Origin of the sequence: Streptomyces sp. So13.3, assembly GCF_005860785.2 — a bacterium.
Taxonomy (GTDB): domain Bacteria; phylum Actinomycetota; class Actinomycetes; order Streptomycetales; family Streptomycetaceae; genus Actinacidiphila; species Actinacidiphila fildesensis.
This window is the reverse complement of the sequence record NZ_CP048835.1, coordinates 2,126,630-2,139,688: the sequence shown is the minus strand read 5'-3', so window position 1 is coordinate 2,139,688 and position 13,059 is coordinate 2,126,630. Positions and strand designations below refer to the sequence as shown.

The 13,059-nt window shown below is 72.9% G+C and carries 10 protein-coding genes; 3 read left to right on the top strand and 7 right to left on the bottom strand.

Going from position 1 to position 13,059, the window contains the following annotated elements:
* Positions 1-8 precede the first annotated feature (8 nt).
* The gene (locus tag C8250_RS09735; protein ID WP_138353829.1) at positions 9-3,083 is read left to right on the top strand and encodes a glycoside hydrolase family 38 C-terminal domain-containing protein; all 3,075 of its coding nucleotides are present in this window, start codon (positions 9-11) and stop codon (positions 3,081-3,083) included.
* Positions 3,084-3,240: 157 nt separating this feature from the next.
* On the opposite strand, the gene C8250_RS09730 is transcribed toward C8250_RS09735, so the two are convergent.
* Positions 3,241-3,798 carry a DoxX family membrane protein gene (locus C8250_RS09730; RefSeq protein WP_138353828.1) on the bottom strand — a complete coding sequence of 186 codons (558 nt, stop codon included), beginning with the start codon at positions 3,796-3,798 and terminating at the stop codon, positions 3,241-3,243.
* Between the two features lie 105 nt (positions 3,799-3,903).
* On the opposite strand from C8250_RS09730, the gene C8250_RS09725 reads away from it, so the two are divergent.
* A complete protein-coding gene (locus tag C8250_RS09725; protein ID WP_138353827.1) occupies positions 3,904-4,371 on the top strand; it encodes a MarR family transcriptional regulator in 468 nt (155 codons plus the stop codon).
* A gap of 23 nt (positions 4,372-4,394) precedes the next feature.
* On the opposite strand, the gene C8250_RS09720 is transcribed toward C8250_RS09725, so the two are convergent.
* On the bottom strand, positions 4,395-4,883 hold the full coding sequence (locus C8250_RS09720) for an SRPBCC family protein (protein WP_138353826.1): 489 nt from the start codon (positions 4,881-4,883) through the stop codon (positions 4,395-4,397).
* A gap of 24 nt (positions 4,884-4,907) precedes the next feature.
* Complete coding sequence (locus C8250_RS09715; RefSeq protein ID WP_138353825.1) at positions 4,908-5,744, bottom strand: DeoR/GlpR family DNA-binding transcription regulator; 837 nt, start codon at positions 5,742-5,744, stop codon at positions 4,908-4,910.
* Positions 5,745-5,951: 207 nt separating this feature from the next.
* Between C8250_RS09715 and C8250_RS09710 the strand changes: the two genes are divergently transcribed.
* On the top strand, positions 5,952-8,345 hold the full coding sequence (locus tag C8250_RS09710; RefSeq protein ID WP_138353824.1) for a hypothetical protein: 2,394 nt from the start codon (positions 5,952-5,954) through the stop codon (positions 8,343-8,345).
* On the opposite strand, the gene C8250_RS09705 is transcribed toward C8250_RS09710, so the two are convergent.
* The 4 genes from C8250_RS09705 to C8250_RS09690 all read right to left on the bottom strand — a co-directional run bounded on the left by C8250_RS09705 (position 8,315) and on the right by C8250_RS09690 (position 12,987).
* On the bottom strand, positions 8,315-10,708 hold the full coding sequence (locus tag C8250_RS09705; protein ID WP_138353823.1) for a right-handed parallel beta-helix repeat-containing protein: 2,394 nt from the start codon (positions 10,706-10,708) through the stop codon (positions 8,315-8,317). The two genes, C8250_RS09710 and C8250_RS09705, sit on opposite strands and share 31 nt — an antisense overlap.
* A gap of 87 nt (positions 10,709-10,795) precedes the next feature.
* Positions 10,796-11,398: a hypothetical protein gene (locus C8250_RS09700; protein WP_138353822.1), complete on the bottom strand. Its 603-nt coding sequence runs from the start codon at positions 11,396-11,398 to the stop codon at positions 10,796-10,798.
* A gap of 106 nt (positions 11,399-11,504) precedes the next feature.
* On the bottom strand, positions 11,505-12,332 hold the full coding sequence (locus tag C8250_RS09695) for an MOSC N-terminal beta barrel domain-containing protein (RefSeq protein WP_138353821.1): 828 nt from the start codon (positions 12,330-12,332) through the stop codon (positions 11,505-11,507).
* Between the two features lie 55 nt (positions 12,333-12,387).
* On the bottom strand, positions 12,388-12,987 hold the full coding sequence (locus C8250_RS09690; RefSeq protein WP_138353820.1) for a DUF6643 family protein: 600 nt from the start codon (positions 12,985-12,987) through the stop codon (positions 12,388-12,390).
* Between the last annotated feature and the right edge of the window lie 72 nt (positions 12,988-13,059).

The following is a 13,059-nucleotide window of genomic DNA, read 5'->3' as shown; positions in this document are numbered from 1 at the left end:
CCACCCTCATGCACAGCAGCCGAACCGTCACCGAGGACCGGCTCAAGCGGGTCCTCGACGAACGCATCCGCCCCGCCGTCTATCCGCAGTCGGTGCCGCTGGACATCGGGATCTGGAACGCCCCCGGCGAGCCCGTCCCGGTGGCCGAGGGCCTGGCGGCGCCTCGTACGCCGATCGAGACCGGTGAGCCCTGGGGCCCGCCGTGGGGCACCAGCTGGATCACCGTGACGGGCGTCGTACCCGACGAATGGGCCGGCCGGACCGTCGAGGCGCTGCTGGACCTCGGCTTCGACGAGAACATGCCCGGCTTCCAGTGCGAGGGCCTGGTCTACCGGGCGGACGGCTCGCCGGTGAAGGGACTCAACCCGCGCAACCAGTGGATCCGGATCGGCGCGCCCGTCACCGGCGGCGAGCGGGTGGAACTGCACATCGAGGCCTCGTCCAACCCGGTGCTGCTCGACTACCACCCCTTCCTGCCCACCGACCTCGGCGACAAGGAGACCGCCGGCAGCGAGCCGCAGTACAAGCTCGCCCGGATGGATCTCGCGGTCTTCGACGAGACGGTGTGGGAACTGGTCCAGGACCTGGAGGTGCTCGGCGGGCTGATGGCGGAGCTGTCCACCGACTCACCCCGCCGCTGGGAGATCCTGCGCGCGGTGGAACGCTCCCTGGACGCCGTGGACCTGCAGGACGTCGGCGGCTCGGCGGCCGCGGCCCGCGAGCAGCTGGCCGAGGTGCTCGCCGCACCCGCGCACCGCTCCGCGCACCGCATCAGCGCGGTGGGCCACGCCCACATCGACTCGGCCTGGCTGTGGCCGCTGCGCGAGACCGTCCGCAAGGTCGCGCGCACCACCTCCAACATGACGGCGCTGCTGGAGGAGAACCCGGAGTTCGTCTACGCCATGTCGCAGGCGCAGCAGTACGCCTGGATCAAGGAGCACCGGCCCGAGGTCTACGCACGGGTCAAGAAGGCCGTCGCGGACGGGCGGTTCGTGCCGGTCGGCGGCATGTGGGTCGAGTCCGACACCAACATGCCGGGATCCGAGGCGCTGGCACGGCAGTTCGTGCACGGCAAGCGGTTCTTCCTGGAGGAGTTCGGCATCGACACCGAGGAGGTGTGGCTGCCGGACACGTTCGGCTACTCGGCCGCCCTCCCGCAGATCGTCAAGCAGGCCGGCGCCAAGTGGTTCCTGACCCAGAAGATCTCCTGGAGCGAGACCAACAAGTTCCCGCACCACACCTTCTGGTGGGAGGGACTGGACGGCACCCGGGTCTTCACCCACTTTCCCCCGATCGACACCTACAACGCCCAGCTGTCGGGCAAGGAGGTCGCCCACGCCGTCCGCAACTTCCAGGAGAAGGGCTCCGCGACCCGGTCGCTGGCCCCGACCGGCTGGGGCGACGGCGGAGGCGGCACCACCCGCGAGATGCTCGCGCACGGCAAGCGGCTGGCGGACCTGGAGGGCTCGGCGAAGGTCGTCTTCGAGAAGCCGTCCGCCTTCTTCGAGAAGGCCCACGCCGAATACCCGGACGCCCCGGTCTGGGTGGGGGAGCTCTACCTCGAACTGCACCGGGCCACGCTCACCAGCCAGGCCCGCACCAAGCAGGGCAACCGCCGCAGCGAACACCTGCTGCGCGAGGCCGAACTGTGGGCCGCCACCGCGGCCGTACGGGCCGGCTTCCCCTACCCGTACGAGGACCTCGACCGGATCTGGAAGACCGTCCTGCTGCTGCAGTTCCACGACATCCTCCCCGGCTCGTCCATCGCCTGGGTGCACCGCGAGGCGGAGGCGAAGTACGCGGCCGTCGGCGCCGAACTGGACCGGATCATCGCCGACGCACAGGCTGCCCTCGCGGGCAGCCCCGCCGACGGAACCTCCGTGCTGTTCAACGCTGCGCCGCACGCCCGCTCCGGCGCCCCCGCGGGCGGCGCCGTCGTCACGGCGCCGTACACCGGCGCGGCGGTCACCGCCGTACCGCGCGAGGGCGGCGGATTCGTCCTGGCCAACGGGCTGCTGAGGGTGGCGGTCGACGCGCGCGGACTCGTCGTCTCGGTCTACGACCTCGAAGCCGGCCGCGAGACGATCGCCCCGGGCGCCGCCGCCAACCTGCTGCAACTGCACCCCGACTTCCCCAACCGCTGGGACGCCTGGGACGTCGACACGTTCTACCGCAACACGGTCACCGACCTCACCGACGTCGACACCCTGGAACTGGACGCCGTCGGCGGCGGAGTGGCGGCGGTCCGGGTGACCCGGAACTTCGGTTCCTCCCGGGTGGAAGAGGTGCTCACGCTGACCGCGGGGGAGCGCCGCCTCGACATCGCCACCGAGGTGGACTGGCACGAGACCGAGAAGTTCCTCAAGGCGGCCTTCCCTCTCGACCTGCACGCCGACCGCACGGCGGCCGAGACCCAGTTCGGCCACCTCTACCGGGCCACGCACACCAACACCAGTTGGGACGCCGCGAAGTTCGAGGCGTGCGCCCACCGGTTCGTGCATCTGGAGGAGCCGGGCTGGGGTGTCGCCGTCGTCAACGACTCGACGTACGGCTACGACGTGACCCGCACCGTACGGCCGGACGCCGAAACCGCACGCACCGGCGGTACCGAGGCCGCACTCAGCAGCGGCACGACGACCACCGTCCGGCTCTCCCTGCTGCGCGCCCCGCGCTTCCCCGACCCGCACACCGACCAGGGCACGCACCGGTTCCGGTACGCGCTGGTCCCCGGCGCCGCGATCGGCGACGCGGTGCGCGAGGGATACCGGATCAACCTGCCCGAGCGGCGGGTGCCGGGCAGCGCGGCGGTGGTGCCGCTGGTCTCGGTGGACCAGGACGCGGTGGTCGTGACGGCCGTGAAGCTGGCGGACGACGGGAGCGGTGACGTTGTGGTGCGGCTGTACGAGTCGGCCGGCGGCCGGGCGAGGGCGCGACTGACGGCGGGGTTCGAGCTGGCGTCGGCCACGGTGTGCGACTTGTTGGAACGTCCGACGGGTGGGGTCGTGGGCGGTGGTTCGGGTGTCGAGCTGTCGTTGCGGCCGTTCGAGATTCGTACCCTGCGGCTGGCTCGGGGCGACGTCTGACCGTTGGTGGTGCGGTCGGGGGCCGGGTCCTCCGGTGGGGGGTTCGAAATCGACTATTTAGGGCCTGGCGGCCCACAAATAGCTCGGCAGCATTTCGAACCCCCCACCTGCGGCCCCGGCCCCCTCACGTCACAGCCGGCCGGAGCGGGGTGTGGGCCTACTTGCGCAGCAGGAGGATGACGCCCGCCACTGCGACGCCCAACACCACAGCCGATGCACCGTAGGCCAGTCGGTGGGAGCGGAGGATGGGGAGGTAGCGGTCGGCGGCCAGGCGGCCGGGGCCGGTCAGGGCGAGGGCGGCGGCGGCCGCGGTCAGCAGCAGTTCGTACTCGACGCCCTGGGGCGCGAAGAAGCCGCCGCCCCACTTCACGGCCAGCGCGTTGACCATGGTGCCGACCACCGCGGCGCCCGCCAGCGGGGTGAGCAGACCGACGGCGAGGCCGAGCCCGCCGAAGGTCTCACTGAGACCCGCCACGACGGCCATCGCCTTGCCGGACGGGTAGCCGCTCATGGTGAAGAACTGGCCGGTCCCGTCGAGGCCGCCCCCGCCGAACCAGCCGAACAGCTTCTGGGCGCCGTGCGCGGCCATGGTGAGGCCGACCGCGAGCCGGAGCAGGAGCAGCCCGGCGTCATAGGCGTGCGGGGTGGCCGCCGCGGTCGCCGGAGCGGGCGCACGGAGGACGGGCGGAGTCAGCTGGGTGGTGGGGGAGGGCATAGGGCGGTTCTCCTGGGGTGGGGGACGTGGCGTGGTTCAAATTCGAACCACTGGTCCGACCGTATCGGCTAATTCGAATTTGAACAACAGCGCTACGATGGCCCCATGGACAACACGAGGTGGCTCGACGAGCAGGAGATGGCGGCCTGGACGGGCTTCCTGGCGGCGAGCAACCTGCTGGGCCGCCGGGTGGAACAGCAACTGAAGGACGACGCCGACCTCTCGCATCCCCAGTACGAGATCCTCACCCGGCTCTCCGCGGCCCCCTGCGGCGAGCTGCGCATGACCGAGCTCGCCGACGCCCTCCTCACCTCCAAGAGCGGGCTGACCTACCAGGTCACCCAGCTGGAGAAGAGCGGCATGGTCCGCCGGCGGTCCTTCCCCGGTGATGTGCGCGGCGTTGTCGCCTGCCTCACGGACGAGGGCTGGGCCAAGGTCCGCGAGACCGCCCCAGGACACGTCGCCCTGGTCCGCGAGCTACTGATCGACGTCCTCACCCGCGAGCAGCTCACCGCCATCGCGGAGGGCCTGGGCGAGGTCAGCCGCCGGTTGCGCGCGTCCACCGTCCGCTGAGTCCGGTAGCCCCGCACCCCCACCTACTCCGCCCCCGCAAGCCGCCGGTCCAGCGCCAGCACCGCGCCACGGAACGCCCGACCCAGCCCCGGCCGCAGCACCCGCATCAAAAGGCGCAGTGGCGCCGGGCCGTCCATCGCGAAGGTCCACTGCACCAGGCTGCCGGGTCCGACCGGCTCCACCCGCCACTCCTCCAACAGGGCCCGCAGTCCTGGGGCGTTGCACGTGTCCGCCCGGTAGACGTAGCGCTTCGGCGCCTCGTCGACCAGTACCGTCTCCTCGAAGCGGACGCCGCCGGCCAGGGCAACATCGCGGCCCACCTCGGTGCGCCGCGCGGATTTCACCGCGGTGAACCACTCCGGGGTGCTCTCGGTGTCCACGGCGATGGCGCGGTAGACCGCCTCCGGGGACGACGTGATGGCGAGGGTGAAGACCAGACGTACGGGCGCGGTGTCGAGGAAGTCCAGTTCGACGCGGCGCAGGGGGCGCGGTGAGCGCGATCGGCGGGCCATGGGCGCACCTTACGTGACGAGCCGTCAGCTGTCTGCGTCGGTGTCCGTCTCACCCGCGACGACCAGGTCCGAGAGGTACTCGGCGATCTCCGCGCGCAGCACCTCGGGGATGCCGGCGTCCGTGACGAGGGTGTCGACGTCCTCGAGGGAGGCGAAGGAACTGAGGCCCACCGTCCCCCACTTGGTGTGGTCGGCGATCACCACGACCCGGCGTGCCGAGCGCACGAACTGCCGGTTGGTCTCCGCCTCCGCCAGGTTCGGCGTGGACAGGCCGGCCTCGACCGAGATCCCGTGCACGCCCAGGAACAGCATGTCGAAGTGGAGCGAGCCGATCGCCCGGTCCGCGACCGGGCCCACCAGGGAGTCCGACGGGGTCCGTACTCCGCCGGTGAGCACCACCGTCGCGGCGCCGTCCCGGCTCTGTGCTCCCGGCCGGCGCTGGGCGGTGTGGAAGACGTCGGCGACCCGCACCGAGTTCGTCACCACGGTCAGGTCGGGTACGTCCAGCAGGTGGTGGGCCAGGGAGTAGGTCGTCGTGCCGCCCGACAGGGCGATCGCGCTGCCCGGTGTCACGAGCTTGGCGGCGGCCCGCGCGATGGCTTCCTTCGCGCCGAGCTCCAGGCCCGACTTCGCCTCGAAGCCCGGTTCGTGGCTGCTCGCCTCGACCACCGGCACCGCGCCGCCGTGCACCTTCTCCACGACACCCTGCCGGGCCAGCGCGTCCAGATCCCGGCGGACGGTCATGTCCGAGACGTTGAGCTTGCGGGTGAGTTCGTTGACCCGTACCCCGCCACGCCGCCTGACCTCGTCGAGGATGAGGGCACGCCGCTGCTCGGCGAGGAGATTCTGGTTGTCGCTCACCCGTGGCCCTGTCTCTCGTCTCATGCGTCCCGTCGACCGCCATCGAACCACGGTCATCCTTCCATGCGGGAGGCATCAGGGCGTGCGGGGGGTGATCGGGGCTCCGCGGCGCGTCCTTGTCACGATTTCGGGTCACATTCCGTACGGAGTGCTGCGCCCGCCCGCGGGGGCGCCGATCCTGGGACTGCACGACAGGACGGGGGACACGTGAGCCGGCATCCTGGACCCGGTACCGCGGAGGCGTGGGAACCGGCACTCGAACTGCTCGTCCACGGCGTCGGCGGCGCCACACCCCAGGGGATGCTCGGTGATCCGCGCACCGTGCGGGTGGCGGGCGACGACACGGCCGGGCTGTACCGGCGGACGGTGGACGCCGACGCCGAACTCCACCCCGGCGCGGACCGGGACGCCCCGGTGCCCGAGGCGTACACCTGGTGCAATCTGACCTCGGGGAACGGCAGCCGGGCCATGTGGCTGCTGCTGTTGCCGTTCATGGTCGCCAACCTCGCCCACTGGATGCGCCCGCCGACCGCCAGGGACGGCCTGAACCGGGCCTATGACGTGCTGGTGCGGCTCATCGCGCTCACCTTGACGCTGCTGCTGGTCGCCGCCGTCTGCGAGGTCTCCATGGACCTGGTCGGCTGGCAGTGCGCGGGCAGTGCCTCGTGTGTCCGCGGCAAGTACTGGCTCGGCTTCGCCGCCGCGCACCGGGGCGGCTGGTGGTCCGAGCCCGGTCGGCGGCTGGCCCTCGCGGCCCTGGTGCCCGGCGGGCTCACCGCGCTGCTGTGGTGGCTCTCGCACCGGACCTGGTACGCGTACGAGTCCCAGCGTCCGGCCACCGACAGCCGCCCCGGCGCGGGCGGGCCCGCGCTGGCGCTGCCCGGCTTCTGGTACGGCCGCCGGCTGGTCGCCCGGCTGCGCTCCGCGCACACCGCCGCCGGCGCCCTCACGGTCGCGACGGCGCTGCTGGTGCCGGCGCTCCGTCGCGACCACGGCGCGCTCGGCGCCACCGGCTGGGCACTCGGCGGGCTGATCGCCGTCCTCGCCGCCGCGGCGGTCACCGAGACCTGCCGTGCGGGGCGCAGCGAGACGGAACCGGACGACGGCACGGACCACCGCACCGCCCGGCTGCTGCTGTGCGGCGGCCCGGCTGTCCTGGCCGCCGTCGCCGTCCACGCCGGCTGGCACCGTCCCGGCTGGGCCTCCGCCGGGCGGTTACCGGCCGATGTCACCTTCACCGCCCTCACCCTCGTCCAGGGCGCCCTGATCGCCGCGCTGGCCGTGACGGCAGCCCTGATGCACCATGAGGCCGACGATCCGTCGCCCAGGATCCCGCCGCAGGTATCGGAGCCCGCCGTGGAGGCGCCGCACTTCGGCGGCCACGCCGGGCAGGCGGTGCTGCACGGCCTCGGCGGGCCCGCGGTGGCGATGCTCGCGTGCGCCCTGGGCGGTGTGCTCACGGGCGGGGTGTCCCAGCGGATAGCGGACTGGTTGGACCGGGGCGCGACGCCGGGTCAGGACGGCGGTCCGCTGTGGGGACCGCCGGCGCTGCTGACGTGGCAGGCGTCGATCATCCCGGTTCTGCTGGTCGTGCTGGTGGGCGTGGTGGCCGGTGCAGCATGGCGGCTGTGGCGGGAGCGGCTGGCCGTCGGCGAGGAGATGGCCGGGCTCTATCCGGGGGAGGCCCGGCAGCCGGCCAGGACCCGGCAGATCGCCGGGGCGATCGCCCGCGCCGGGCTGACCGACTCCGTCGCGTCGCTGGTCGCGCTGGTCTGCGGGGTCTCGTTCCTGCTCGGCGCGGGCGCCGTCGTCGGGGCGTGGACCGGCGGGGCCGGTCCCGGAGAGGCGGCGGAGGGCGCTCCCGGACCGCTGCCGGACGTGGCGCGGGCCGCCCAGTCGCTGGGCTCCTGGCTGGTCGGCGCGGGCGTCGTCGCCCTGCTGGCGCTCGGGCGCCGCGCCTACCGGGACGCGTCCGCGCGCCGCACGATCGGCATCCTCTGGGACGTGGGCACGTTCTGGCCGCGCGCCGCCCACCCGTTCGCGCCGCCCTGCTACGCCGAACGGGCCGTGCCCGACCTGACCTGGCGGATGGCGACCTGGACCGCCCGCACCGGCGGCCGAATCATCCTGTCGGGCCACTCGCAGGGCAGCGTGCTCGCGGCGGCGGCCGTCTGGCAGCTGGACCCGGCGACCCGGCGCCGGGTCGCCCTGCTCACCTACGGCTGCCCGCTGGAGCGGCTCTACGGCCGGTGGTTCCCCGCGTACTTCGGCCCGCCGCAGCTGTGTTCGCTGCACCGGGAGCTGAGCGCGTGGCGCAACCTGTGGCGGCGTACGGACCCGATCGGCGGCCCGGTGCGGGTCGGGGAGGGCACGGTGGTGGACCGCGGACCGCTCAAGGACCCGGTGGCGTACGGCCGTACACCGCAGCATCCGCTGCCGGAACCGGTGCTGGGCCACTCCGGCTTCCCGTGCGATCCGGTCTTCGCCGCCGAACGGGCCGCGCTGCTGCGCCGGTTGCCCGCCGCGGGAACACCGGAGCCGCCCGATCCGGAGCCGCCCGGCCTTCCCGTTCAGGGCAGTTCCGGCAGGTCCTCCGGGTAGAGCAGCTGCAGCTCGTCATGGCTCGGTTCGGTGACGTGCGCGAGGCGTCCCGCATGCCGCTCGACCATCGCCTCGAAGGTCTGCCGCGCGGTGCGGCCGTTGCCGAAACCCGGTCCCCGGGGCAGGGCGTTGAAGTACTTGAGGATCGCGTCGCCCGCGTCGTCGCCGAGCTGGTACTCGTGCTCGATCGCCTGTGCCTGGACGATCCGCAGCAGTTCGTCGGCGGTGTAGTCGCCGAAGGTGATGGTGCGGGAGAACCGGGACGCCACACCGGGGTTGGAGGCGAGGAAGCGCTCCATCTCGGCGGTGTACCCGGCGACGATGACCACCACCGCGTCGCGGTGGTCCTCCATGAGCTTCACCAGGGTGTCGATGGCCTCGCGGCCGAAGTCCCGCCCGGAGTCCTCCGGCGACAGCGCGTACGCCTCGTCGATGAACAGCACACCGCCGCGCGCCCGGTCGAACGCCTCCTGGGTGCGGATGGCGGTCGAGCCGATGTGCTCGCCGACCAGGTCCACCCGGGCCACCTCGACCAGATGCCCGCGCTGCAGCACACCCAGCGCGGCCAGGATCTCGCCGTACAGCCGCGCCACCGTGGTCTTGCCGGTGCCGGGGGAGCCGGTGAAGACCAGATGCCTGCGCAGCGACGGCGCCTTGAGGCCGGCCTCCTGGCGGCGGCGGCCGACGGCGATCAGATCGATGAGGGTGCGCACCTCGCGCTTGACGCTGTCCAGACCGACCAGCGCGTCGAGTTCGCCGAGTACGTCGTCCGAGGCCCGGATCACGGGCTCCGGTGCCGCCGGCTCGGCGGAACCCTGCTGGGGCACGCCGCCGAGCAGCCCGAACGACTGGACGGCGGCCACCGCGGTCACCGGCTGCCCGGCGTCCGGGGTCTGCTCGGCCGCCCGGTCGCTGGTGCAGTCCTCGGTGACCGGGCCCGGCTCGGCGAACTCGTAGCCACCGCGCTCGCAGCGCTCGGTGCGGCAGCGGGTCAGGGTGCTGCGGCAGCCGTCGATGACGTGGAAGCCGTAGCCGCGGCTGCCGGTGACCCGGCAGCCGGTGAAGGTGCCGCGGCCCTCGGCCGACACGTAGAAGCCGGCCTCCGCCGGGTTGGTGACCGTGCAGCGGTCCAGCACCGGGTCGGCGCCCTTGGTGACGATGACTCCGGTCGCCGTGTCGTCGATGGTGACCTGCGCCAGCGTGCCGCCGCTGCCGTGGTCGCGGAACCAGGCGCCGGTGGCGGCCTCGCGGATCCGGCAGTCGTCGAGCTGGACGGTCGCGCCGTCGCTCACCGACACCGCCGTGTTGCGCACCTGGGAGAAGTCGCTGTCCACGACCTCGGCCCGGGAGCCCCGGTCGAGGACGAACAGGGCGTCGGGCACGTCGTGCACCCGGCAGGAGTCCAGCACGGCCGCGGCCCCGTCGCTCACCCAGACCGCCGGGTAGTCGCCCGTACTGTCGTGGATCTCGCACCGGTTGGCGTCCACCCGGGTGCCCGGGTCCCACACCGACAGGCCGTTGCGGCCGAAGCGGCGGACGGCGGACCGGGTGAGGGTGAGGACCGAACGGGCCCGCAGGTCGATCGCGTTCTCGGGGATGTCGTGGATGTCGCAGTCGGACAGGGTGAGCACCGCGTCGGTGTCGAGGGTGATCCCGTCGCCCGTGGTGCGGTGCACCTGGCAGTCCGTGAAGTGCCCGGTGGCGCGCGAGGCGACCTGCACACCGGTGCCCTTGATCTCGTAGACCTCGCAGCCGACGGCCTCGGCGGAGGTGCCCTCACCGGTGACGGACAGGCCCGCGCCGTTGGTGTGGTGGATGCGGCAGCGCTCCAGCCGGGGCGAGGCGCCGCCGCGCACCGAGACGCCCGTCTGGCCCGCGCAGACCACCTCGCAGTCCTCGAACAGCCCGCCGGCCGACTCCAGGACGCTGATCCCCAGGCCCGCCGGATTGTCCACGGTGCACTGCCGGACGGTGGGACGGGCGCTGTCGCGCACCTCTATCCCGACGGCCGACCTGGTCGCGACCCGCAGGCCGGTCAGCTCCGGGGCGCAGCCCTCGATGAGCAGCGCGGCCGCCGAGGTGTCCTGCCCCTCGACGGTCAGGTCCTGTACGAGGGCCGCCGCGCGCAACGTCAGCGCCACGCCGCCGGCGGGCGCGATCCGCACCGAGCCCAGGCCCTCCGCGGCACGCAGGGTGACGGCCCGGGTAACGACGAGGTTCTCCCGGTAGGTGCCCGGGGCGATCGACAGGACGTCGCCGTCACCGGCCGCTTCCAGGGCGGCGGCCAGGGTCTCGTACTCTCCCGAACGGCGGCGCCACCGCGAGCTGCTCGTGCTGGTCACCTGCACCACGCCATGTGCCATCGGGCTGCCCTGCCCCCACCTCTTGCGTATAGCCGACCGGGGGATCCACCGTAGCGTGAGTGGGACGCCCTCCATGACGAGTCGCGGTCAGCCGCCGGCGCCCGCCCGTCCCCAATCCTGGCCCGCGCGGGTCCATTCGCGCTCCCATTCGAGCAGCCGGCGGCGCATCAGCCGCCACAGCAGCAACTGCCGTATGCCCAGCAGCAACGCGCCCGCCAGGGCCGCCCCGCCGAGCCCTGCCAGGGCCGCGTGGGCCCTGGCGGTGGCGCGGTCCAGCGGCGGATCGACCGGCCGGCCGCCGCGATCGGTCCAGATGTGCAGCCGGCCGTCCACCTGTTCCTGGTTCTCGACGCGGACGGTACCGCTGCGCGCCGAGCCGTCCGGTGCCGCCCACGTCAGTACGGCCGGCCGCCGGGTCTGCCGCGCCTGGCCGGCCTCGGCGTCCGTCCCCGCCGCCGACCGGGGCGCGGCGGTGACCAGGGCGGCGGGTACCAGCGCGCGCTCCGCCAGTTGGTGGCGCACGGTGCGCTGCAGGGCGCGGTTGGCGGCCTGGCCGGTGAACCAGCCGGCCGCGGGCACGGCACAGAGCACGAGGACCACGGTGACCAGGCCGATCCACGCCTCGGCGAGATCCGACGCGCGGCGCAGCGGATTGCGCCGCCACCGCCACCAACGCACCTTGGAGCCCAAGGAGCAGCACCCCCTTCGACCGTTCGAATACCTCAAACGGCGCGGCGACCGCGCGGGGTGAGCGGAGCCGTCCGCGCGGTGGTCGCAGGAGCGATGCCTCGACGCGTCACTCCAGGATGGTCAACGGGTCGCCGACCCGCAGGGTTCCGGGGTGTTCGGGGATCAGATTCTGGCCGAAGATCGTCGCGCCGTCGATCCGGTGGTGCTTCGCCAGGCTGCGCATCGGTTCCCGGCCGCGTTCTGCCGTCTCCTGGTTCGTGGTCGGTACGACGCAGCGCGCGCAGCGCTTGGCGACCCGGAAGGTGACCTCGCCGATCCTGATCCGCCGCCAGTCGTCCTCGGCCCACCCCTCGGTGCCGTCCACGACCGCGTTGGGCCGGAAGCGGTTCATGGGCAGCGGTCCCTCGGACGCGTGGGCGCCGCGTGCGATATGGGCGTTGAGGGTGTCGAGCGAGGCGGTGGCGGTGAGGAGCAGCGGGAAGCCGTCGGCGAACGACACCGTGTCGCCGGGGCGGGAGAACTCCGGATGGACGGGGCGGCAGACCGCCGGGTCGGTCATGTGCACCAGGCGTGCCGGCACCCCGAGGTAGTCGCTGAACCAGGTGTCGGCCGCGTCACCCGCCGCGACGGCGTCGACCTTGTCGTGGAAGATCAGCACCGGTTCCGGCGTTCCCTGTTCCGGCGGGGCCACCTCCAGTGCCTCCTGGCCGGGCGCGGTGAACCGCAGCGAGCCGCCCCCCGACGGCTGCGCGGTCACCAGCGCCGTACTCGCCTGCTGCCGTTGCGTGATGACGCGCCCGTCAGCGTCCACCAGCATCCACCTGCGGTCTCCGGCGAGCCCCCACGGCTCCACGTCCGCCGCTTCGCGGGCAAGGCCGCGAAGCGATTTGACCGGGTAGATGTACAGGGCGCTGAGCAGGGCGTGCGTCGGCATACCGGCATCCTGCCAGGACCGGCCGCGGCCCGCCCGGCTGTATGCCGCACGCTGCTCAGCCCTGGTAGTAGCCCTGGTTCCCCTGGCCGAGCGGACGCCGCTGCTGATACGGGTCCTCGACATAGCCGTTAGGCACCTGACGGGGCTGCACCGGGCGCTGCGGCGCCTGGCGCGCGGAGTCGTGGCCCAGACCCTGCGCGGGGGCCTGCGGCTGCGGCTGCTGCACCGGATAGCTGCCGGTGGAGCCCGGGTTGTACCCATTGGCCCCGGTGAAGCCGTTCGCACCGTTGAAGCCGTTGTACGAGCCGCTCGCGCGCCCCCCGCCGGCCTGCTGCGGGATGTACGGCGCGGGAGTGTGCTGCACCGGCGCGGGCTGCGGCTGGTAGCCGTTCGACGGGTAGCCGTTGTACCCGCCCTGGGCGGCCGGGTACTGGGCGTACTGCGACGAACCGGACGGCAGCGCGGGGAGGGCGGCCGGCAGTGCCGGGAGGTTCCTGCCGGTCTCGTACGACGGGTACGAGTACTCCGACGGAACTCTGATCGGGGCGATCTGGGGGGTGCCACGCTCAGCGACGAGGCTGTCGTAGATCGGCGTGTCCGGGAAGGACGGCGCTGCGTAGTAGCCGCCACCATAGGTGCCGCGGGGGGAGCTCATGGCACTTAAGTTAAGCCCACGATGTGCTGGTTGGGGAGACCGATTAGTAGGTTGTTTTGTGTGCTGTGAGTG

What these genes read in the sequence shown, in the direction of transcription:
- C8250_RS09735 (WP_138353829.1), top strand. Translation starts at nt 9, where the DNA reads ATGCACAGCAGCCGAACCGTCACCGAGGACCGGCTCAAGCGGGTCCTC.
- C8250_RS09730 (WP_138353828.1), bottom strand. Translation starts at nt 3,798, where the DNA reads ATGCCCTCCCCCACCACCCAGCTGACTCCGCCCGTCCTCCGTGCGCCC.
- C8250_RS09725 (WP_138353827.1), top strand. Translation starts at nt 3,904, where the DNA reads ATGGACAACACGAGGTGGCTCGACGAGCAGGAGATGGCGGCCTGGACG.
- C8250_RS09720 (WP_138353826.1), bottom strand. Translation starts at nt 4,883, where the DNA reads ATGGCCCGCCGATCGCGCTCACCGCGCCCCCTGCGCCGCGTCGAACTG.
- C8250_RS09705 (WP_138353823.1), bottom strand. Translation starts at nt 10,708, where the DNA reads ATGGCACATGGCGTGGTGCAGGTGACCAGCACGAGCAGCTCGCGGTGG.
- C8250_RS09695 (WP_138353821.1), bottom strand. Translation starts at nt 12,332, where the DNA reads ATGCCGACGCACGCCCTGCTCAGCGCCCTGTACATCTACCCGGTCAAA.
- C8250_RS09690 (WP_138353820.1), bottom strand. Translation starts at nt 12,987, where the DNA reads ATGAGCTCCCCCCGCGGCACCTATGGTGGCGGCTACTACGCAGCGCCG.